20 protein-coding genes and 4 pseudogenes are annotated in these 20,891 nt (G+C 36.0%); 9 read left to right on the top strand and 15 right to left on the bottom strand.

Annotation, left to right across the window (positions count from 1 at the left end; all coding sequences use genetic code 11):
• Window positions 1–625: 625 nt before the first annotated feature.
• From NSQ99_RS01195 to NSQ99_RS01240, 10 genes and pseudogenes are all read right to left on the bottom strand, one after another.
• The gene (locus tag NSQ99_RS01195; protein ID WP_340834473.1) at window positions 626–907 is read right to left on the bottom strand and encodes a hypothetical protein; all 282 of its coding nucleotides are present in this window, start codon (window positions 905–907) and stop codon (window positions 626–628) included.
• Between the two features lie 20 nt (window positions 908–927).
• Window positions 928–1,344, bottom strand: coding sequence for a hypothetical protein (locus tag NSQ99_RS01200; protein ID WP_340834474.1), 417 nt, complete (start codon window positions 1,342–1,344; stop codon window positions 928–930).
• A gap of 5 nt (window positions 1,345–1,349) precedes the next feature.
• A complete protein-coding gene (locus tag NSQ99_RS01205) occupies window positions 1,350–2,345 on the bottom strand; it encodes an abortive infection family protein (protein WP_340834476.1) in 996 nt (331 codons plus the stop codon).
• Window positions 2,346–2,712: 367 nt separating this feature from the next.
• Complete coding sequence (locus NSQ99_RS01210; protein ID WP_340834478.1) at window positions 2,713–3,519, bottom strand: Shedu anti-phage system protein SduA domain-containing protein; 807 nt, start codon at window positions 3,517–3,519, stop codon at window positions 2,713–2,715.
• Window positions 3,506–3,871: a hypothetical protein gene (locus NSQ99_RS01215; protein WP_340834480.1), complete on the bottom strand. Its 366-nt coding sequence runs from the start codon at window positions 3,869–3,871 to the stop codon at window positions 3,506–3,508. The genes NSQ99_RS01210 and NSQ99_RS01215 overlap by 14 nt, the downstream gene beginning before the upstream one ends.
• 869 nt (window positions 3,872–4,740) lie before the next feature.
• A complete protein-coding gene (gene ant(6), locus NSQ99_RS01220; protein WP_340834481.1) occupies window positions 4,741–5,595 on the bottom strand; it encodes an aminoglycoside 6-adenylyltransferase in 855 nt (284 codons plus the stop codon).
• A 54-nt stretch (window positions 5,596–5,649) separates the two neighbouring features.
• Window positions 5,650–6,679, bottom strand: a pseudogene (locus tag NSQ99_RS01225) (IS1595 family transposase).
• Window positions 6,680–6,889: 210 nt separating this feature from the next.
• Window positions 6,890–7,176 (bottom strand): annotated as a pseudogene (locus NSQ99_RS01230) (nucleotidyltransferase); the annotation flags it as partial.
• Between the two features lie 30 nt (window positions 7,177–7,206).
• Window positions 7,207–8,530, bottom strand: a pseudogene (locus NSQ99_RS01235) (ISL3 family transposase).
• Between the two features lie 50 nt (window positions 8,531–8,580).
• A complete protein-coding gene (locus NSQ99_RS01240) occupies window positions 8,581–9,459 on the bottom strand; it encodes an alpha/beta fold hydrolase (RefSeq protein ID WP_340834482.1) in 879 nt (292 codons plus the stop codon).
• Between the two features lie 150 nt (window positions 9,460–9,609).
• On the opposite strand from NSQ99_RS01240, the gene NSQ99_RS01245 reads away from it, so the two are divergent.
• From NSQ99_RS01245 to satA, 3 genes are all read left to right on the top strand, one after another.
• Window positions 9,610–10,320: a MerR family DNA-binding transcriptional regulator gene (locus tag NSQ99_RS01245; RefSeq protein WP_340834484.1), complete on the top strand. Its 711-nt coding sequence runs from the start codon at window positions 9,610–9,612 to the stop codon at window positions 10,318–10,320.
• A 231-nt stretch (window positions 10,321–10,551) separates the two neighbouring features.
• Complete coding sequence (locus NSQ99_RS01250) at window positions 10,552–11,580, top strand: IS1595 family transposase (RefSeq protein ID WP_340834485.1); 1,029 nt, start codon at window positions 10,552–10,554, stop codon at window positions 11,578–11,580.
• Window positions 11,581–11,677: 97 nt separating this feature from the next.
• Window positions 11,678–12,199, top strand: coding sequence for a streptothricin N-acetyltransferase SatA (gene satA / locus NSQ99_RS01255; protein WP_340834487.1), 522 nt, complete (start codon window positions 11,678–11,680; stop codon window positions 12,197–12,199).
• Between the two features lie 156 nt (window positions 12,200–12,355).
• On the opposite strand, the pseudogene NSQ99_RS01260 reads toward satA, so the two are convergent.
• Window positions 12,356–12,870: pseudogene (locus NSQ99_RS01260) on the bottom strand (nucleotidyltransferase); the annotation flags it as partial.
• A 939-nt stretch (window positions 12,871–13,809) separates the two neighbouring features.
• Here NSQ99_RS01260 and NSQ99_RS01265 point away from each other — a divergent pair.
• The 5 genes from NSQ99_RS01265 to NSQ99_RS01285 all read left to right on the top strand — a co-directional run bounded on the left by NSQ99_RS01265 (window position 13,810) and on the right by NSQ99_RS01285 (window position 17,855).
• On the top strand, window positions 13,810–14,769 hold the full coding sequence (locus tag NSQ99_RS01265) for an ABC transporter ATP-binding protein (RefSeq protein ID WP_340834489.1): 960 nt from the start codon (window positions 13,810–13,812) through the stop codon (window positions 14,767–14,769).
• The gene (locus NSQ99_RS01270; protein ID WP_340834491.1) at window positions 14,766–15,524 is read left to right on the top strand and encodes an ABC transporter permease; all 759 of its coding nucleotides are present in this window, start codon (window positions 14,766–14,768) and stop codon (window positions 15,522–15,524) included. The genes NSQ99_RS01265 and NSQ99_RS01270 overlap by 4 nt, the downstream gene beginning before the upstream one ends.
• Before the next feature lie 66 nt (window positions 15,525–15,590).
• Entirely contained in the window at window positions 15,591–16,337 is a 747-nt protein-coding gene (locus NSQ99_RS01275) for a MerR family transcriptional regulator (RefSeq protein ID WP_340834492.1), read from the top strand.
• A gap of 190 nt (window positions 16,338–16,527) precedes the next feature.
• Complete coding sequence (locus tag NSQ99_RS01280) at window positions 16,528–17,598, top strand: ISL3 family transposase (RefSeq protein WP_340834494.1); 1,071 nt, start codon at window positions 16,528–16,530, stop codon at window positions 17,596–17,598.
• Window positions 17,571–17,855, top strand: a complete 285-nt coding sequence (locus NSQ99_RS01285) for a transposase (RefSeq protein ID WP_340838709.1) — start codon at window positions 17,571–17,573, stop codon at window positions 17,853–17,855. Before NSQ99_RS01280 ends, NSQ99_RS01285 begins: the two co-directional genes overlap by 28 nt.
• A 13-nt stretch (window positions 17,856–17,868) precedes the next feature.
• On the opposite strand, the gene NSQ99_RS01290 is transcribed toward NSQ99_RS01285, so the two are convergent.
• The 3 genes from NSQ99_RS01290 to NSQ99_RS01300 all read right to left on the bottom strand — a co-directional run bounded on the left by NSQ99_RS01290 (window position 17,869) and on the right by NSQ99_RS01300 (window position 19,105).
• Window positions 17,869–18,066: a BRCT domain-containing protein gene (locus NSQ99_RS01290; RefSeq protein WP_445670468.1), complete on the bottom strand. Its 198-nt coding sequence runs from the start codon at window positions 18,064–18,066 to the stop codon at window positions 17,869–17,871.
• 84 nt (window positions 18,067–18,150) lie between these two features.
• Window positions 18,151–18,363 carry a hypothetical protein gene (locus NSQ99_RS01295; RefSeq protein WP_340834495.1) on the bottom strand — a complete coding sequence of 71 codons (213 nt, stop codon included), beginning with the start codon at window positions 18,361–18,363 and terminating at the stop codon, window positions 18,151–18,153.
• 31 nt (window positions 18,364–18,394) lie between these two features.
• Complete coding sequence (locus tag NSQ99_RS01300) at window positions 18,395–19,105, bottom strand: GAP family protein (RefSeq protein WP_340834496.1); 711 nt, start codon at window positions 19,103–19,105, stop codon at window positions 18,395–18,397.
• A gap of 88 nt (window positions 19,106–19,193) precedes the next feature.
• Here NSQ99_RS01300 and NSQ99_RS01305 point away from each other — a divergent pair, with 88 nt between their 5' ends.
• On the top strand, window positions 19,194–19,784 hold the full coding sequence (locus NSQ99_RS01305) for a TetR/AcrR family transcriptional regulator (RefSeq protein WP_340834497.1): 591 nt from the start codon (window positions 19,194–19,196) through the stop codon (window positions 19,782–19,784).
• 113 nt (window positions 19,785–19,897) lie between these two features.
• Here NSQ99_RS01305 and NSQ99_RS01310 read toward each other — a convergent pair whose 3' ends face one another.
• On the bottom strand, window positions 19,898–20,857 hold the full coding sequence (locus NSQ99_RS01310; protein ID WP_340834498.1) for an IS30 family transposase: 960 nt from the start codon (window positions 20,855–20,857) through the stop codon (window positions 19,898–19,900).
• Window positions 20,858–20,891 lie beyond the last annotated feature (34 nt).

A 20,891-nucleotide genomic window follows, 5' to 3' on the forward strand; every position in this document is an offset into this window, starting at 1 on the left:
CAATTACACTCTCCTACACGAAGTAATCTCTTTATTTTAATACGATGTACTGACAGCATGATGTCATAGAACGGATCTTTGAGTATATAGTCCTATACTAAATGAATTCTACGAAATACGACATTAATCCTTCTAAAAATCTTAGAGAATATGGGGTATTCGTAAATATGAAAAAAAAGGACGTTCCCTAAATCTAGCGGAACTTGGCAAAAACTAGTTCTGGAATTTTGGGATCGAGTACCCGAAGTGCTTAACCAACGGAACAAAAATATAATGACAAGGAAGGAAACAATCTGCCCATTTAAAATTTACTCTCTACATTAAAAAGAAACGGGAGTATAGAAACTCGGTAGACGAGTCCCTACACTCCCGTTTTTATAGCTACTTCGTTCACGGCACTATTTGCGGTAACCACATTCAATTAACTCCATCTTGCCCATATCGTAAACTTCCAAAGCTTTTTCTTTCGACCGGAACTGTTGTATCCAACCGCCAGTCCCTTGTTGCTTCTTCCATCCTTGTTCCGTCCTTTGCTTCATTTCCAATACATAAGGGCATATATCATGATCCAAGTGTACGTTTAAGCGGAGTATCGATATTTGCCCATGTTCTCGTCATCTCACCATCATCTTAACGTATCATATTTATTTCTCCTGATCCGTCTTACACCAAAATAAATTGACGCGCCAAGCAACAATAACCCTAGTATCTCGATTAAAACTCTCATGGAATCTACTGAAACGCCAAACGAAACCTTGTGCTGCAGATAATTAACTGAGTCATACGATTCAATAATGTCCGGCACGTATTTGTAGGTAAGATATATACCTCTAAATACTTGAATTGCATAATAAGTGATGACAAATATTATTCCTACTGTTAGTGCTCGAAATAAAGGACGTTTCATTCCGTTCCTCCATGCATGTTTTAATTCAACTTGAATTCGACTGTATCTGGGTCTTTAACCCAAAAGACGTATACTCCTAGCTTTTTCAAAGCGTACTCAATCTCTCCGATTATCTTACGATGACCATAATTATCAGGTAAGGCAATAGCGACACCATATCCAACTGAGTCTCGGTAACTGGATATTAACTTGGAAGCCGCTAATAAGGCTTTACCGACATGGTTCTTAATCTGATTCCGATTAAACGGTTTACCGTAACGACTTGATGTCCCTAGAGCACTCGTCTCTCCTTTAGCTTCAATCATTAATGTGAAGTTGCCCTTAACAGCTATAATATCGATACCTTGCTCTGAAGTATGTAGTCTTTGCCGGATCTCAAAGTTCATATTTTCGAGCTTGTTACAAACCGCTGCAATTACATCGTTTTCTGTAAGCATAACATTTACCTTTCATTATTAATCTTAGAATCGACATATTGTAGTAAGGTTCGAATTGCATTTATCACTAATACAGCTTCCGGCTCATCAAGTAATTCCTCGTTAGGGTGGGCAACCGATGCGCGATTCCTTATCGGATTTAAAGCATCGATTACTGTGGAAAGGGCGCGAAGAACTTTTATTATATCTTCGCTCCGTGCTCCTAAATCCTGTAATGCAGGGTGATGCTCACGAACCACTTTAAATAATTCTGTCACGCTTGCATCTCGGTTTACTTCAATTCCGGCTTGCAAGCATACTGCTCTAAGATAACCGTGTAAGGCAGTATGCATCCTGTCTACTCCGCTTACAGCACCTCTTGAAGATATAAGCTCAGAAGCATCAGCTAGAGCAGTCGAAACAATGACACTGGAGATCTGTAAAGTAGGTAAGGATACTGCCCCCTTCGATAAAAGCTCATTAACCCAACCAATTATTTCATTAAATTTTTCTTGAGTTCTAATATCAGACGAGCCTACTGGGTAGCGATCCAATACCCCTTTTAGAATCTCAGCCTGTACGCCTGGCGGACTCGTCCTTAATATTTGCATAAACCTTTCCCTGGTAGTCCCCGGAAGGTTATTCGGATTTATATCCAAATCTAAGTCCAAATAAAACTGATGGTGAGTGCGATATGAAAAATCCCCTAAATAGCCCCCAGATACCCCGATATAGCCATATACCAATTTGCTGATATGCCTCTCTCTTAACCCATTGTCTCGACTGTCATAATCAGGAGAGCTTAGTTCTAGCTCTACTCCAATATAACTAATATATAGTCCGATTTCTGAAATTACTTCTGCAATTCTTTCAAATTCAGTTTTGTCTGCATTTATCCTTAATTCCTCATAAAGTTCCAAAGGAACATCTGCACTTAAGACATAAAGTTCGACATCAAAACCATTACTGAGCGCATCGCAAATTCGAAAAGGAATCTTATCCAAGTACTCAGCTGCCTTCATATTCCCTCGAGCCAAGAGTAGCTTTTTAGCATTGTACTTTATTTTAGGGTAGTCCTGGTTCTTGTATGACACTCCGGAAATCATAAACCCAGAACTTCTTCGAGGACTATACATTATCAGCATTATGACGATTCCTTTCAAAAGAAATGATACACTTTCAGATTAATATAATAGCCTAAATCCCTCTCTTACAATTCGACAAAAGTCATCCTATCCCTGCAATTACCAGCATTGAACATGCTCTACTCAAAAGCACCATTGGATTAAGATCCTTGTACCAAATAATTGAAGGAAACGTATTGAAAATAATTAAAGGCAATATAAAACTCGATAGACAAGTCTTATAATGCCTTTTTATTGATAATATTCAGAAGTTCTTTTTTCTAATTACTTCAAATGTACTGTCAATAATATTGTCATAATGAAGAAGTCTGATCTTTTGCTCTTCAAGATGCTCTCGTCTTATTCTACGCGTAGTGTCATTTAAATCTTCTCTTCTGCCAGCAACTACAACATAGTGACAGCGAGTAGGATCAAAAGAGTAAAACTCATCCGGTAGCTGCTTATCTGGATGTTTATAGTCTTTTATAGTACTTGTAAACGTTGAGAAATTCCCATTGAGCCAGTTTCTCCAATCTTTAACTTGCTTGATACCTTTCCTAAAAGCATTACCAAGTTCACCATCTGCCAACGTAATCTGCTTTACCGGATGTTCAAGCTCGACGAATAAAAAAGAATATCCGTCCGAATTACGACCAACCAACAAATAGTCTGCTTTGTAGGTTGAACTCAGTTGAAATTCCGGGAATATGCACGCCTCGTGATGTCCAAAATCATAATAATTTAATACCGAGCCAATGATATAATATGCTTCAGCTTCTTTGATAAATCTTGCAATGTCACGTTCATCGGATATTGAACCGTCATCTAGCTTCTTTAAAAATTGGGTCAAGACAGACTTGACATTATCTTCATTCTCCAACTCAACAATATCAAGATAATTGTTAGGGAATAGGCTTAAATAATGTCTCGCTGCTTTGGGATATTCTCTGAATAAATTTACTCTTATATCTAAATGCCCAAGTTTGTCGACTTTCTCTTTTTCTAATATTCTTGCATATTCATTTTTCTCTTCAGCCGTTAAAACAGTAAAATCCCTCTCATAAGCCTTCATTTCCAACATCCTCTAAATAATTCAATTTTATTAACTCTTCGCGTATAGCCCCTAGTGCCTGATTGATCCAAGTTATCCTGCCGCTCTGAGCTTCATGATCAAGTTCACACTCGAAACCAAACTTTTGATGAAAACGCTCCGAACGGTTGACATGATCCCAGTCTAAATAGGATTCCCATTTGATCGACAAGCTGCATGATGACATTACCTTATGTCCGTCTTTCTCGATATCAGCAGTTCGCCATTGGACTTCGTAATTGATGTCACCTTTACGCTTTAATGGAACCTGTTTATATTCACATTTAAGGTCAGTAAACGGGGCACCGGCTCCGAATATATTCTTAAGCAACATCCTAGCTCCTTCTTTATTTATTCATCGAACGGACCATACCCTTTTTCATGTAACACCGTCTTCAATGGCTTTTCTTTACCGTTGCTGTTAAAACCTGCTTGCTCAGGGCATCAATTGTTAGAAATCAAGTCCTTCAATGCCCTGAGTACCCCAAGCGAACATCTATGGGAACTCACGGACGAAATACCAGAACCATTTTCTCCAACAAAGAAAGTCACGTTTTTATTTAGCGTAATTTTATCAAAATGTTTAATCGCAGGAACATTTAATGGGTATTGGTCGGGGGTATGATTTTTTTATTCAATTTAATAATTTCGCGTAAGAACATGTAAATCCCTTTTGTCTTAACCTAAACAATATTTAAGATTTTATCTTACTTGTTTCGGGCATTAAAATTAGTCTACTGAGTAGACTATACTCAATTACGGTTTACTCAAGTTTACCCAGTTCTTATTAGTCTACTTTGGTTTGCTAAAAATTCTTTAATACAGAATCGCACAGCTTATGACATACCAATCATGCTTCCGCGTCCCACTTCATGTAACCATCCTGCCCTTAACCCACTTTCAAGCGCCCATACATATTTCACTATCGAGAAATATACCAGTTCCAAATCCTAAGAATATTACATAAATTATTTTGAGCAATGCGCCATCAGTTTTATCTAACCATTTCAACAAGCCTGACTGAAAATAAACTGCCGGATATTTTTCCAAGTCTAGGGGTAGCGTCAGGAAAATGCGAATTTACAACGTTAAGCATATAAAAATCCCAAATTCCCCTTTATGTATTGGCTATGTTAATTCTTGTTGTTGATTTTTGTTTCAAAAGAAAACCGCCTACAATAAGGCGGTAATTTACTTAGTAGTTCACGTTAATGAAGTATAAACATGATCCGTATACTTAGTAATGGCTTCATCGTAATCTGGATACTTATATCCGAGACTTTCTGATACAGCTTTTGAATATTTTCTAAATAACTCATAACAAATTAATAAAGACTTCCACATTTTCTGATACCCATCCTCAGAATAAGTTAATAGGAGTTTTTCCCAATCTTCATTTGGGAGGTAACGATTTATAAATTTATAGTTCTTCCCTACGCTGAAGGTGTATCCTTGCTCTGATCCAATTTTCCAAGCCATCATTCTCAATAAATTAGGTCTTGCAATCTCGTTTAAATGATCAATAGCAAAAAGTATTTCTTTTCTCGCTAATCCTTTTACGACGTAAGTTGAAACCATCCAGAACTCATTACAACAATCATCAAATTCTCTTGCAGTTGGCTTTTTAATCCAATATTGACGATCAGTTGCGATCACTTCATTTTTGCTAAGAGTATCTTTATCGAGCAACACCTCAACTAAACCGTCGCTATTGGAAAAATAATCTTCCACCTCGTTAATGGGAATAAGTGTTAGATCTACTTTAGTTCCATCCTCAAAAAGCATTAAATATGAAAACCAATTACCTATTTCTGGCGGAAAAAGCTCCATATCCTCGGGTTTTTGCATCATAACACGATTCCCAAAAACTCGAAGCCATTGATCATTCTCCTTGAAAGAATCAATATCTGTTACAAAGTAAGAAATGTCATAATCTTGGAATGCATCAGGTGAAATGTTTTTGTTTGTACGTGAACCTTCCAAAGTTACCAATCGAATTCTATTATCATTTTTAGCAAAGTCTATAAGGATATTCATCATTTCTTGTTCACTTCTCAATCCAGTAATCCTCCGTTCTAGCCGTTTTCTTTTGTAGCATTTAAAATAGGGCTTCTATATAGCCACATCACATTGACGAAGACCGACATTCGTGAAATTTACCGTGAAAAGACATGAAGTCACGAGCATACTTTTCTTATTCGACATTGTGTTCTCGTACTCCTTGCTGTCTAAGTAACGGAACCAAGCTAAATAATGTTGCAAATACTTGGTTGCAACTTCATTAAAACGGTCGATCCAACGTTTTAACCGGCTATGGTAGTTGTTGACATTCTGAATGTGGTACACACCTTTTACACGCTGTTTCCCGTCAGACTTAAATCGATAATGGTCTAATCCCTTTTTTCTTGCATACGAGCTGAAAGCCCGCCAGGAATCAGTACATAGCACGTTAGATTCAGATAAATGATCACTAATAACCTCATCTAATTTTGATGTGCGAATTCGCCCACGCCCAAGAACGCCAGAGTATGTCATCTTCTGACGGTCACGAGCCACCAGTACGCATATTTGATCGTTACTGATGCCACGATATTTGGCTTTACCACCTCTTTTACGAGGCTTACGTTCTGTAATACCCCGTTTTCCCTTCTCAGAGTAAAGAAAATAGGTTTCGTCCATTTCTACAATACCCTGGAACGATTCTATTGGAATCTGCTTTAGAGAAGAGAGGATCTTATGTCGCCAGTAAAATAGGGTAACATAAGAAATCTCATCGTTTAATATTTCAGCACACTTCCTGAGCGGGAACCCTTCAATCATACATTCGATGAATCGAACCCAAAGGTGAGGTCTTCTGGTACGTTGAAGGGGAGTATTCGTAAGGTCATTGAACGTTTGACTGCAGGATTTACAGCGGTAACGTTGCCGATTGATTTCACCTGTGCGAGTTTTAATAACGTATTTATCAAACCGCACAATGCGGACAGACAAGCCCATCTTTATGCTTCTGCTCCTGGATTTCATCAATCACACGTACTGGAGCCTTCATCTCCTTAGTTCGAGACTGCAAAAAGTAAATGAGTTCTTGCTTGCCGTTATCGTCCAAAGCGTCAGCGTACTTCTTCAAGTCCTTCAATTCCATAGGTGAAATCACCCCGCACCAAAATGATGTCTCTATTATAGAACAAATGTTTGTATAATTCAAATATCAACAATATGATTTAACATAGCCTATGTATTAAGGGGAATTGGGATTTCGTTATTCAGCAAAAGCGCCCGATTGCTGAAGATCTTTTATAAAAGATTTTTTTCTTATTGTGTTAACGTAACCCTTGAACAATAGGGGACTATACTATTCGTTCATATAATGTAACAGTTTCTCTAAAAATCATCGCTAACGGTTAATCGATATCGCTTTTCAATAAGTTTACGCAGTTCCATAACGAAAAGCAAAGAATTTTTGTACGCATCGTATAATTCTGATTGCACTAAGCGGGCAGTAATCGTCCTAAACTTTTCATAGTTTTTAGGACTGATTTCTTTTTCGAGATTTTTGGTCATATTGAGCCAATTATCGGCGTTTTCTTCCACTATCCGAATGAGTTGTAGTATATTTTTTTGAAATTGTGATAAAATTTCGGGTATTCGGATTTTATGGTGGAAAAGGGCCTATAAGTTACCCTTCTCCAATTTCTTAATAAGTGTGGAAAAATCGACACCGTAGTTGCCTGTTGTGTGATGGTCTATCACTTCATTCCAGTTGTAAGTATCGTATAACATAGCCTTGCTAAAAGCACTCGAATTAAATCGTGGCTTACGTTTTTGATGGAGCTTCTCATTAAACAGACTCTTTGCTCGTAAGGCTTCAAACGAGTAACCTCTACCCATTCGTTCTACTTGCCTAATAATGCTGTTTATGGACTCAGTATAAGCGTTAGTAAGTTTCTTATCAAAATAGTTGAAGATTTCATCCTGCCAGTTGTCTACGGCTCTCACAAGGTCTTTATAAGCATCTTTAGAGTTACTGGATATACAACGTTGTCTCCAATACTTATAACGCTCTCTACCTTCGTCAGAGTCATTTGTGTCCCATACCCAGTAAAACTCTTCTTTGAGTTCATGGGCTTCTTTTAGGTCGGGAATATTACCTAACCAAGTCTCTAAAAGGAATACGTCTCGTTCGTTTAAGTCATGTATGCGTTTGAGAAGAATATATCTCTCACGCATAAGACTACGTCTTTCTTTTGGGGTCATTTTGTCTTTCAGGGACTTTCTGACGCTATCTAAGGCTTGATTAGCCATTCGAACTACATGAAACTTATCTACGACTACCTTAGCTTCTGGTAAGACAGTATTAACTGCATCTTTGTATGGCTTCCACATGTCCATTGTGACGTATTCAATATGATGCCTATCATATATCTCTATAAGGCGTTGTATAACCGTTTCTTTATTACGATTATCCTTGATATCAAAGATAGTTTTACGCTCAATATTGGTCAGTACAAGACGAGGTTTACGGATAATGTGTATTTCATCAATCCCAAGCCATTTAGGAGTCTCAAATTGGTATTCTCGTTCTTTGAATGCCACATGATCCTTAAAGACATTTCTAACGGTCTTTTCGTCTACCCCAACGTTTTCAGCTACTTCCACAAAAGTTTTAGACAAGGACTGTTCTTCAATTGACTCTATCAGTCTCCTAGTCATGCTACGCTGTTTTAGCTAAAGATATAAGGTGTTCCCAAAAGGTAGAATCACATTTTCGACACTTATATTTTCTTCGATTTAATTGTAAACCCACTCGCTTTAAACGAATGGGCAAGTCCATAATTAGTTGCTTTCTTGAACCATGTCTGTACAGTTTGTCAAAACCGCATTCAGGACACCGTTCAGGTGGTTCGATTGCTTCCACTTTAAACATCATGTCAGTTTCATTTTCTTGCGGCGATTCTATTGCTCTAAGGTCTGGGAGGAATAATAGGTCTGTCAAGTTGTTCATCCTTTGCGATTCTGTGAGATTAGCGTATCGGATTACTATATTTAACGAGTTATATTCAAACTTTTAATCAACCAGTGCTTTATCAATGACAGCACCGTTACAGGCTGCATAGCTTTGGTGTGATCCATATCATTTCCTTTTATGATTTCTATATCCCATCCAAAGTGTTCTAACTCTTGTTTATTTTTTTGAAGTATACCGATAATATCTACTGTTACACTGCCAAAGTTTTCTCCATAAACAATAGTGTCTTTTTCCCCGGCAAACGCCAATCTTGGAATAGCTAATTTATGCTGGATTTCACGATCATCAAATTCCATCAAATTTTTGTACATTGTAACGAATTGTTTAGTTTGATTCGTGTCAATCTTTACCTGTATGTTATCCCAATCAATCTTTTCTGGATTAATATGATCATGTTCCTTAATAACAGGAGAATTTTGATTATACAAAGCTTGCTCGTATGTTTTATTTGTTACCACCATCATTTCTTTATATGGACCATCTATTGGTGGAAAACCACCCATGATTAAGCTTTCTAATCTATCCGTTCGAATGGCTAATTGTAATCCAACTAAAGCTAACCAAGAATATCCGTAATAGCTAAACTTATTAACGTTCATTTCATCGGCAATTGTTAACAAATCTATTACTAAATTTTCAGGTGTTAGATTCTCAGGGTTCGGATGTTGCAAACGGTGTCTTTCGTAGTCGAAAAATAGAATCTGAAACTTGTCCATCAGTCCCTCAATAAAATGTTTTCCTAACTCGGGGTCTACTCCCCACAATTTTAAGTTTTCAGCTTCTTGTCCGAATACAGATTCTTTAGCAACTGGAAGCATGATTGTTGGAGAGTCGGGATTTCCAACTAAACCAACCTTTAATTCTGATTCATCCATAAGTTTTATGTTCTTCTCCATATTTATCACTCCTAAATTGTTTCTACTATATATCATATAACATTCATGCAATATTTCGGTTTTCCGTCTTTCTTCCTTTATATATTGGGATTTTATTTAAAATATGTTATTGTAGCACTTGAAGGTTTTACTTTAATAAGGAGTAATTAAATGGAGACATATACCCCTAAACAAATTGCAAACGCCTTAAATGTTAGTACAACAACTTTGAGAAGATATGAGGAGCAAGACCTCATTCCAGTTGTACCAAGAACGAATAGTAATCACCGTTTTTATAAATCTTTTCACTTCCAAGCTTTTACTACCATTAGAGCCTTGTTAAAAGGATATGATATACCCGTTGTTTATGAAGTTATGAGAATGATTAAAAGTTCAAGGTTTGAGGAAGCCCTTTGGTTAGTGAATGAACAGCAATTCCAAATACAAGTGGAGAAACAGCGAGTGGAAGAAATTCTAACTATGATTCAAAATGCTGAATTTACTCAATATAAAAATGTAAAATTAAATGAATGTATGAGTATTGGAGAGGCTGCAAAAATAGCGGGAGTAAATACTTCAGCGATCCGCCATTGGGAAAATGAAGGGTTAGTCAATTCAGAAAGAAATAATGAAAACGGTTATAGAATATATTCGATACCTGAACTACGAAAAATACTGATCATAAGCAGTTTGAGAAAAACCGTTTATTATATAGAAAATATGAAGAAATTATTAAACGACTTAGACACACAAAAATATGATAAAATTGAACGTTCCTTTCAGTTAGCATTGGAAAATCTGAACAATCAACTATTTCTTCAATTAAAAGGAATTGCAGAACTGATGAACTATATACACTTTTACCAAGAATTAAATTCTTAAAAAAGATAAACTCACGCAAATCTCTACATTCTTGACAACGTATCAATCAAATTAGATTGATGACTTAATAAAACTATTATTTGATCTATTACCACCAAATAATCCGATTTATATACTGATTGTTATTTAACTATTAGAAAGGCTCTGTTAAAGGTTATTGTTGATATTTGATAACTCTCTGAAAACTTAGTATAATTACCGTAAGAACGTACATTCGGAGAGGTGAGACGGTTGAGTAAAGCGTTCAATAATCTACTAAAACATATCGATAGTTTGTCACACACAGAAAAAGAACGTATTTTTCAATGGGTTAAACGCTATGTTGAACCTTCTTCGTCTGTCGGTGGTCGTCTAATTAATGAAATGCGAGAAACTCGTTTCAATGAAGGATTTGAATGCCCTCACTGTACATCTGAACATATCGTTAGGTTTGGAAAAAATAATGGTCGCCAACGTTATCGTTGCAAGGGTTGCAGTAAGACATTCACAGACACAACCAATACTGTTCTTTACCGAACACGAAAAGGCAATGAATGGATTGCATTTGTTGATTGTATGTTTAAAGGGTATTCCCTAAGAAAATCTGCCGAAATCGTAGGGGTTACTTGGGTTACGCTTTTTTATTGGAGACATAAACTATTGAGTGCTTTAAAACAATTGGATTTTGAACAATTTGAAGGTATCGTTGAAGTTGACGAGACCTATTTCCTATACTCTCAAAAGGGGCAACGGGATATAACAGAACGTAAACCTCGTAAACGTGGCGGAAAGTCTAAACATCGGGGAATAAGCCACGAACAAGTTTGTGTTCCCGTTGCCAGAGACCGAACAAAATCAACCGTCTCTAAAGTTGCTTGTATGGGGCGTATTGTAAAAACAAAAGTCGATAATTTAATTGGCTCTAAACTATCTAATGAAAACGTGATTGTAACGGATGCTTGGAGGGCTTACAAAACCTATGCAAAAGAAAAGGGTTTAGAGCATTATCGTATTAAATCAAATGACGGCAAATACGTTATTAAGGGCTTGTACCACATCCAAAATGTCAACGGTCTCCATTCTCGTTTGAAACAATGGATAGACCGTTTTAAAGGCGTGGCTACGAAATATCTTGATCATTACCTTGCTTGGTTCTTATTTGTTGATAGTCGCAGTAATGAAAGCACGAAACAGTATATAAAAGAATTTCTATTAACATCATTTGTATTTCAAATGAAGGACACATATGACAGTTTACGACTTTCAAAGTTCAATCTTTAATCCTCTTCAACAGCCAGATTATCTAAAGTAGGATGAAGTGAAACTGGCAACATAACATAAGTTATAATTTATATTTGGTCTGAATGGAGAGATTGATATGATTATTAAAATGGATCAGTTTAATATGAAGGATTATAGTAAACCAAACGAGAGCTTCTTAGTTTCTGGAAGAATCATACCTACATTTAAAAACAAGGTTTGGAAATACACAGTGGAAAAGTTTTCCGAACCTTATTTTAAGAAATACGAAGATGATGAAATTGACATTAGCTATATTGAAGAAGAAGATAAAGTCGTTTTTTTAAATTACGTTGAAAACACTTGTATTGGTCGAATAAAGATTCGTTCTAATTGGAATGGATATGCATTAATTGAGGACATTGCTGTTACAAAAGAATACAGAAAAAACGGTGTAGGAACAGCATTATTAAATAAAGCTATTGATTGGGCAAAGGAGAATAACTTTTGTGGTCTTGTACTTGAAACACAAGATATTAATGTTTCAGCTTGTCATTTTTATGCCAAAAATCAATTTGTAATAGGTGCAGTTGATACTATGCTCTATTCCAACTTTCCAACAGCAAATGAAATGGCGATTTTTTGGTACTATAAATTTTAAGATACTCCTTGTTGAACATTATTCAACTACGCTACCCCATAGTTCAAATAGAGGAAACCCTATTCATTTAGTTTTCCTCTATTTTTTATGTAATTATCAACATTAAAAATTAACAGGGCCATTAGAAAAGAAATTCCACTATATATTCCGATGACCCAAAATTTCCAGTGAGCGTGCGTACTCGCCTCTTTTGAGAACATTAACCATTGGTTAGAAAAATTATTCAATAAAAAATTAACGTTTTCTTCTATGAGTCTATTTGGACCCGGACCTTCCAACTCTGATAAATACAGTTCTAGTTGCCCTGTCTCATCTTAAATATACATTGCTTTTGTGTCAGGAATGTAGCCTGATTCTTTGAACGAAGGAATAATATTCATTTCGTTTTCAGAGAGGAAATGAAATTCACCACGTATTAGATTTTCAAAAATTACTACTTCTGTGCCGTACTCATTTAGGTAGAGTAAAATGTAGGGAGCTACTTCACCTAACCATTTTGCTGAATCAAAGGTGGAAATCGCATCATTTTTTAGAAATACATAATATTCTATATCAGAATATTGATCCCCTTCTCCCTTTGTAAAAGAGCCATACATCATACACGCAGATATTCGTTCATCTAACTCGACAAGTTCCTTAACCTTTGCTATTAGTTGTCTTTGTTTTAACAATTCGATTCCTTCTCTCTTTATTTTGATTCAGGGAGAATAAAAAATCCTCCCAAATAATTTTGGAAGGATCAGTCATATCGCATTTTTTCGCACTCAAATAAAGCTATTTAGCCTTTTAGTCAATCAGCATCATAGTTATTTAGTATATAGAAAAACGGGCAGACTAATCCTAAGTTTTCTAACCTGAAATATACAATTTCAAATGTGAAAAATTAGGTCAGTTATCCATTGTCCACCCATCATTCCTTTCGGTTAATAGTAAATCAATTTTAACCCTTCTAAAACAAGAATACAAGTTGCAGTAATATATATTGTAAAGAAATGCACCTAAACCAAACTGCAAGGGTAGTTAAGGAAATCACAATTCTTAAAATACCAATTATTATTCCACATGTATACGTTAAACCGTTCCTAAACAATATGCGCCCGCTATGGACCTGACACCCTCTCTCACATTTGATTCGCCCTCAATTATAAAACATGAATATAATATAGGAGGTGTGCCACTTATTCAGTAAGCACACCATCTTGACCATTATGAGCTGATTTTTTACTTTAACATATTGTTGCATTCTTCTTCATCAATTATTTTAGGGTATTCGGATTATAGTGTTGAAAACCCTAAAAATTATATTAATGTTCAAAGCACTATAAATCGGATAATTGTGTGTTTACATTTTAAAGCCTTTTATTATCGAATCATAACTGTATTAATTTATTAATACGGAAAGAACTACGTCCAAGTTTTCACTTGGACTTTTTTACCATGTGCGTGGTTAGTATAGATAAAATCTGAATATATGAAATTCTATTCTCCTTTTTCCTGCCTCATTAAATTCATCCCAACTCAACCTTTTATACAAAGAATATTTGATGGTTGACTCTCCTCTAAGAGGATAGTTTATAGTTCCTTTTATAAGAAATGAAGGAGGGAACAATATGTATGACCATTATGAAATAGTTTTAAACGCTGTTAGCAAAACATTTGGCAAAAAGGCAGCATTAAATAATGTGTCTCTTAAAGTGAAAAAAGGTTCTATCTTCGGACTAATTGGTCCAAATGGTGCAGGAAAATCTACTTTGACGAGTATATTAGCTACTTTATCCTTGCCAAATGAGGGTACTGTCAAAATTTCGGATTTAGACGTTGTTTCAGAGGTGAATGAGGTTCGAAAAAAAATTGGAGTCACATTCCAACAAACAACTATATTTTCGACAGGAACAGCTTGGGAAAACATATTGATTGCAGGAAAAATGTATGGCATGAGCACTTCAAAAATAATGGAACGAGGAGAACACTTGTTAAAGGAATTTGATTTGTTCCAGGTATCCAACGATTTGGTTGGTACTTACTCAGGTGGAATGAAAAGAAAATTGGATATTGCGATAAGTTTGCTTCATAAACCTGAAGTTCTTTTACTGGATGAACCTACAGCTGGATTAGACCCAGAGTCAAGGACTACCTTGTGGCAAATTGTTTCGAAAATTTCTCAAGTTGAAGGAACGACAATTTTTGTAACAACACACTATTTAGAGGAACTGAATCACCTAGCGACCGAAATTGCATTGATCAACAAAGGAAAGATACTTGATATTGGGACGCCAAGAGAACTGATCAATAAACTTGCGGCTGATCAAATTGAAATTCACTATCGAAAAATAGATTTGTCCAACTTTCATAAAATCGAAGAATATATTTCTGATTTGAAAGAGGTCGTCCGTCACGAAATAAAACCAGCAGCATTAACAATTATGACGAGTCAGGGACAACAAATTTTGTCTAAATTATTGAGGTACTTAATTCAAAGTAATGTCGAAATTGAATTTAGTGAACTGAAACAGGCAACTTTAAATGACGTTTATTTAGCAAACTTTAATGAGAAAGGGGCAGAACTATGAATAACATAGTATTCGTTTTGTTATTAGCAAAAAAGAGACTGACTCCGCTAATTGAAAATCCTATAGGAATTATTATTTCAATGTTCCAGCCATTGATTTTCTTGGTGCTGTTTGGCACGATATTTTCAAGTATTTCATCCGTCGGTGGGTTTGAAGTATCCAATTATGCATCATATATTTTACCGGGAATTCTGGTCATGAATGCTTTATTTGGTGGAATATATCTAGGAATGAGCACGTTAGATGATATGAGAGAAGGAATATTTAACCGATATTTAGTCGCTCCAAAGAATAATCTGGTTTTCATCATTGGTGATTTGGTCTACATTTTTACTTTTCAATTGATCCAATCTACTTTGTTAGTGGTTATTGGCTATTTTATGGGATTCAGACTGCCAACAGGAATCGTTTCACCAATTCTTTTTCTTGTCACACCAGCATTATTTTCGTGTCTAATCGGATCCGTTTCAATTGGAATTGCTGTTCTAACCAAAAAGCACTCAACAATGATCACAGTTATGCAGTTTTTCTCTTTCCCGTTGATTTTCTTGTCTTCTGCCTTTATGCCAAGCAATTTATTACCAAAGTGGATAAGTATCCTATCAAAAATAAATCCAGTTGACTGGGTAGTTAGAGCATCACAATCTACTTTCAACCATTCGCCCGCAATTAACTACTATTTACTGATTGTTTCATGTCTTGTTACGGCTGTTGTCTTTTGTAAATTCACGTATGATGTTCAAAGAAAAAAGTGAAATATATGGTTGACTCTTACCTTAGAGGATACTTTAGTATAAAGAGCATTGAAAGGAGGAGAAGAAATGTATACCGTTCATGAAGTTGCAAAACTAGCTCATACCACAGTAAAGACATTACACCATTATCACAAAATAAGTCTTTTGATTCCAGAGCAAACGACAGAAGCCGGCTATCGTTTATACGGCAAAAAAGATTTAGAACGATTACAGCAAATACTTTTTTACAAAGAATTGGATTTTCCTCTCAAGGAAATTAAAAAATTATTAGATAGCGAAATAGACAGGGAGGATACGTTGATACAGCAAAAATGTTTGTTAGAACAAAAAGTTGAACGATTTAAAGTACTGATCAAGACAATCAATTCATCTATTAAAAATGTCAAAGAAGGAGTCGATTTAGATATGGAAACCATGTTTAAAGGTTTTGAAACTGAAGACGAATGGCAAGAAGCCTTAAAAGACCAAAACGAACATTTGAAAAAAGAATATGATTTTGACTTCTTGAATCAGACGATTGATGTAGAATCAATGAACGACTCTGCCATGGAAGCACAGTCATTTAATGAAGATATGATTCGGTTCTTACAAGAAGGTTTCTCTCCAAATGATTCAAAAGTTTTGGATCGTGTAAAAGAACATTTATCCTTTTTAGAAAAAAAAGATCATCCATCAACGCCGCAAGACTTTCTAAATCAGACAGAGTATTTCATCGTTGACGACTTTCATAGAAATATGCTTGAGCAATGGCAAGTGGGTTTCACTTATTTTCTAAACAAAGTAGCAGCTAGTTATTTGGCAAATCTTAAATAGAACCAATACCAAATAATACAAATAAAAATGGTATCCTTTTTTTAAAATGTTTGATTCCCTTACACCTGGTTTGACCAAAGATATGATTTTTACGAAATCAAAGGGCTGTTTCGACAGCTCTTTTTGAATTTCTTTCTATCATATAGGAAAAAAGAAGTATCCTGAAAGGAAAGTAAAAATGCTAACAAATATGATTAACCTACCAAACTTAAAGATTCTTGATATGAAAGAGAGTGAATATGATTATAGATTCCTAGTAGAGTCTACTACACCATCTCCATCACATTGTCCTCAATGTGGGGAAATTCCTAAACTATACAAACATGGTAAAAAGGAACAACTCTTCTTTGATCTACCGATGCACACCAAACGTGTAGGGTTAATTATCAAACGGCAGCGTTATAAGTGCCGTGAATGCAATGAAACATTTTTTGAAGATTTACCAGATATGGATGTCAAACGTTCTGTTACTAATAGACTTATAAATTGGATTCAAGAAACCAGTCTTGAAAAGACATTCACCAGTGTTGCAGACGAGATAGGCGTTGATGAAAAGACTGTACGAAACATCTTTAATGATTATGTAGCTGAGCTTGAAGCTCAAACAGATTTTAGAACTCCCAAATGGCTTGGTATTGATGAAGACCATTTACTCAAAAACTATCGTTGTGTCATCACAGATGTTGAAAACAAGTCTGTAATTGACATTTTACGAAAACGAAATAAAGATACTGTTATCAGTTATCTTTCAAAGCTACAAGACATTGATAAAATTGAACTTGTAGCAATGGATATGTGGAATCCTTATAAAAGTGCTGTTAATACAGTGATACCGAATGCCAAAATTGTAATTGACAAATTCCACGTTGTTAAATTAGCCAATGAAGCCTTAGAGAAAATCCGAAAAGCTAACCGTCAGAATGTGTCGGCCCAAGAACGTAGACAACTCATGAGAGATCGTTATGTACTTCTTACAAGACGAAAAGACCTTAACGACTTCGATAACCAAATAAAGTTGCAAGTATGGACTGATAAGTTCCCGTTACTTGGTCAAGCGTACGAACTTAAAGAGCAATTCTTTGATATCTATGAGGCTGAATCAATTGATGAAGCCTATAAACTCTATCAAAAATGGCTTTCAAATGTTCCTAAAGAATTAATGACGCATTTTGAAGACCGATTAAGTCAACGAATAATTGGGAAGAAGAGATATTCAACTATTTCAATTCTCCGATTACAAATGCCTATACTGAGTCCTTGAACCGTTTAATTAAGACAATGAACCATGTTGGTCGTGGTTACTCTTTTGAAGCACTAAGAGCAAAGATTTTGTTTACTCAAGGCTATCGTAAAGTTAAAAAGAAAAAGAAATTTAAAGAAGTTGAAGTTGCTTTCGGAAAAATTTTACCTGATAAATTCCTTAATTTGGGACAAAATGGCTATGAATGGGTGTATGAAGAAATCTATGGTGCTGATTTTTCCACATTGACTAAGGTAATGGAGGAGGGTTCTTTTTGACCCTCTTTCCACACTATTTTCCGATTACCCTTATTTTAATGCCTAATTCCTCTGCCTTTGTTAATTTACTTCCTGCTTCCTCACCCGCAAGGACAAATGACGTTTTCTTGGAAACACTACCTGAAACTTTGCCACCATACATTTGTATTAATCGAGTAGCTTCATCTCTTTTTAGGTTCGGAAGTGTTCCGGTAATAACAAATGTTTTCACAGTAAATCTGTCATCATTACTTATTTTCGATTGAATGACAGTTTCCTTGGTTCAGTAACTATGTGTTCTTGAGTGGATAATAGCTTAGTCATCTTTACCTTTTATTTTGAGAGAACCTGCACCAATAATTGCTCCAAGTATAACTAGTGCAACACTGGCTAATAATTCATACCCTTGCAAAGCCTCGATGTAATTTACGAGAAACCAACTTGGACCCCCACCTGCTAATCGGTTTATGATCCCTCCAACTCCTTGAATTAATAGAAGTAGACTTACACCGCTTGCAATCTCTTTCATATCATTACATCCCCTTTCCAAATAACTAATATCACGATAGAATTCCCCTAATGCCAATATTGAATAAAACAGCTCCAATAACTGCCACTCCCACTAATAAAGAAGACAATGGAGCTTTTAATAATTTTGTTTTTAGTTTTTCAAGCTTATTCTGTATCCAACCTCTAAATAGAATATAAATGAACAATAAGATGATTGAAGGAAGTACCATAAGCACGTTATAGCCAAGTAAAATACTTATGGACAAGCCGGTATTAAACGCTAAACCATCCATTAAAAATATCGAGTAAAAATACGGTAAGGCTGTGGTAAACTCGATCGCAAATACAATAATACCGAGTATAATCATCGCACTTATTGATAATTCTTTAGGTAACCACTCTAAGAACCGGGATTCCATTCCTTTTTTAGGCTTATAAAAACTAATGAGTACAAGGACAACTCCAAGTATCGTATAAAACCAACTTGAAATTTGATTGTTAGTCACGCTTTCTATAAAACCAATTATCTGCCCAACTCCCAGGTAAACCAAGATACCCATCATAAAATAGCAAATTTGTGTGGATATTAAAAAAACCATCAAACGCGATGCCAATTTTTCTCTTTGTATTAGAAGGATATAAGCTGTGATGGCCAATACCCCGGGGCTTAAAATGTCAATGAAAGCACAGAGCACAATAATGAGGAGTGCTGTTGTGAAATCTATGTTGGTAGGAATTAATGATTCAATGATTTCAAGCACCTAAACAACCTCCATATTTATTTATTTCGCACACTGTGATAAAATGATAATAACACAGTGTGCGAAATAAAAGCAAGAGGTGATTTAAGTGCCAAAAATCGTTGATCATGATCATAAAAGGAAGATTATCGCTGAAACAGCTTGGAAAATTATCGAAACGGAAGGCATTGAAAGAGCATCTATCCGCAGAATCGCATCTGAGGCTGGAATGTCTACCGGAGCACTAAGACATTATTTCTCAAACCAAGATGAACTACTATTATTTATCATGGAATATTTTCTTGCTCGCGGGAGAGAAAGGTCGGAGAATATATCCTGGTCAACAAACCCTCTTAATGCGGTACGTGAAACGTTGTTAGAATTAGTTCCGGTGAGTCAGGATAAACAAACTGAAACGGGCGTTTGGCTAGTTTTTGCCATCCGCTCACTTACTAGTGCAGCTTTGAACGCAAAAAAAGATGAACTAACTGAAGGAGAATATATTTTAATGGAAGCACTGCTTGAAATATTAATAAAAGCAGGTTGTATAAATAAAACCATAAATATTGAAATCGAAAAATTAAGACTTGCTGTCATCATTGAAGGCATATCCATTCATGCTCTTTTAAGACCGGATATATTCACAATTGAAAAAACAGAACAAATTATTACACACCACTTAAATGAACTTTGCAATTAATAATATTACTCTCAGTTATTAAAACACAAATTAAATATAAGAGGTGTGCCACTTATTCAGTAAGCACACCATCTTGACCATTCTGATCTGTTTTTTTACTTTAAGATAGATTGTCAAGCTAAGTGCGACAACTCGTCCATAATCGCTTCGTGAGAAGTTTTCCAACCTAGACATTTACGTGGTCTATGGTTGATTAAATCTAAAGCACATTCAAGTTCAGCTTGATCTATCGTGTTTAAGTCGAACTTCTTAGGAAAGAATTCTCTGAGAAGCCCATTGGCATTTTCGTTACTGCCTCTTTGCCAAGATGAATAAGGATCAGCAAAGTAAACCATCAAGCCGTGCTCTTCTAACAATGCTTGATGGCAAGCGAATTCCTTCCCACGGTCAACGGTAGCTGTAAACATAGGTAAAGCAAGCTCTTCTAAAGCCGTAGCAACAGCTTTCTCCATAGACAAGGCTGAACGGTCAGGCATTTTTACAGCGTAGTAATAGCGTGTTTTTCGTTCGACAAAGGTAGCCAAGCAGCCTTTACTTTTACCACGGCTAGAAACGACAGTATCAAGCTCCCAATGACCAAAGGTTTCACGTTGCTTCACTTCTTTTGGACGTTGCCTGATGGATAATCCAAGATTAAAGCGACCTCTGCTTTCACGAGGCTTTCTACGCTTTCCCTTGTGTCGCAAGAAGATGGTGTTTCCTTGGACGAGTTTCCCCTGGTAAATCCAGCGATAGATGGTCTTAAAGGATACCGCGTGCTCAGGATCGTCTTGTTTCATTCGACCTTCAATTTGTTCTGGAGACCATGTTGCAGCCAGAGTTTGAGTAAGGTAATGTGCTCTGTCTTTGTTCCACTTTCCTTTTGGTTTACTTTGCATCCGCTTGTGCTGATAATCGGCTTGTGCGTCGCTAGCCTCATAAGTAGAAGAGTGGTTATTCATGCGTTGTATTTCACGAGAAACCGTAGAATGGTGGCGCTTGATCTGCTGTGCAATGGCTCTTGCACTCCATCCTAAATGTAATAATGTTTCTATTTTTGTACGCTCGTTTATGGTAAGATGTGTATAGCTCATGACGAGTTCTCCTTGTAGGTGGTGTCTGGTAACT

This window comes from Paenibacillus sp. FSL W7-1287, assembly GCF_038004245.1.
Classification (GTDB): Bacteria; Bacillota; Bacilli; order Paenibacillales; family Paenibacillaceae; genus Pristimantibacillus; species Pristimantibacillus camelliae.

What these genes read in the sequence shown, in the direction of transcription:
- NSQ99_RS01240 (WP_340834482.1), bottom strand. Translation starts at nt 9,459, where the DNA reads ATGGAGAAGAACATAAAACTTATGGATGAATCAGAATTAAAGGTTGGT.
- satA (WP_340834487.1), top strand. Translation starts at nt 11,678, where the DNA reads ATGATTATTAAAATGGATCAGTTTAATATGAAGGATTATAGTAAACCA.
- NSQ99_RS01295 (WP_340834495.1), bottom strand. Translation starts at nt 18,363, where the DNA reads ATGAAAGAGATTGCAAGCGGTGTAAGTCTACTTCTATTAATTCAAGGA.
- NSQ99_RS01210 (WP_340834478.1), bottom strand. Translation starts at nt 3,519, where the DNA reads ATGAAGGCTTATGAGAGGGATTTTACTGTTTTAACGGCTGAAGAGAAA.
- NSQ99_RS01215 (WP_340834480.1), bottom strand. Translation starts at nt 3,871, where the DNA reads ATGTTGCTTAAGAATATATTCGGAGCCGGTGCCCCGTTTACTGACCTT.
- NSQ99_RS01275 (WP_340834492.1), top strand. Translation starts at nt 15,591, where the DNA reads ATGTATACCGTTCATGAAGTTGCAAAACTAGCTCATACCACAGTAAAG.
- NSQ99_RS01280 (WP_340834494.1), top strand. Translation starts at nt 16,528, where the DNA reads ATGATTAACCTACCAAACTTAAAGATTCTTGATATGAAAGAGAGTGAA.
- NSQ99_RS01270 (WP_340834491.1), top strand. Translation starts at nt 14,766, where the DNA reads ATGAATAACATAGTATTCGTTTTGTTATTAGCAAAAAAGAGACTGACT.
- NSQ99_RS01195 (WP_340834473.1), bottom strand. Translation starts at nt 907, where the DNA reads ATGAAACGTCCTTTATTTCGAGCACTAACAGTAGGAATAATATTTGTC.
- NSQ99_RS01245 (WP_340834484.1), top strand. Translation starts at nt 9,610, where the DNA reads ATGGAGACATATACCCCTAAACAAATTGCAAACGCCTTAAATGTTAGT.
- NSQ99_RS01205 (WP_340834476.1), bottom strand. Translation starts at nt 2,345, where the DNA reads ATGAAGGCAGCTGAGTACTTGGATAAGATTCCTTTTCGAATTTGCGAT.
- NSQ99_RS01200 (WP_340834474.1), bottom strand. Translation starts at nt 1,344, where the DNA reads ATGCTTACAGAAAACGATGTAATTGCAGCGGTTTGTAACAAGCTCGAA.
- NSQ99_RS01265 (WP_340834489.1), top strand. Translation starts at nt 13,810, where the DNA reads ATGTATGACCATTATGAAATAGTTTTAAACGCTGTTAGCAAAACATTT.
- NSQ99_RS01310 (WP_340834498.1), bottom strand. Translation starts at nt 20,857, where the DNA reads ATGAGCTATACACATCTTACCATAAACGAGCGTACAAAAATAGAAACA.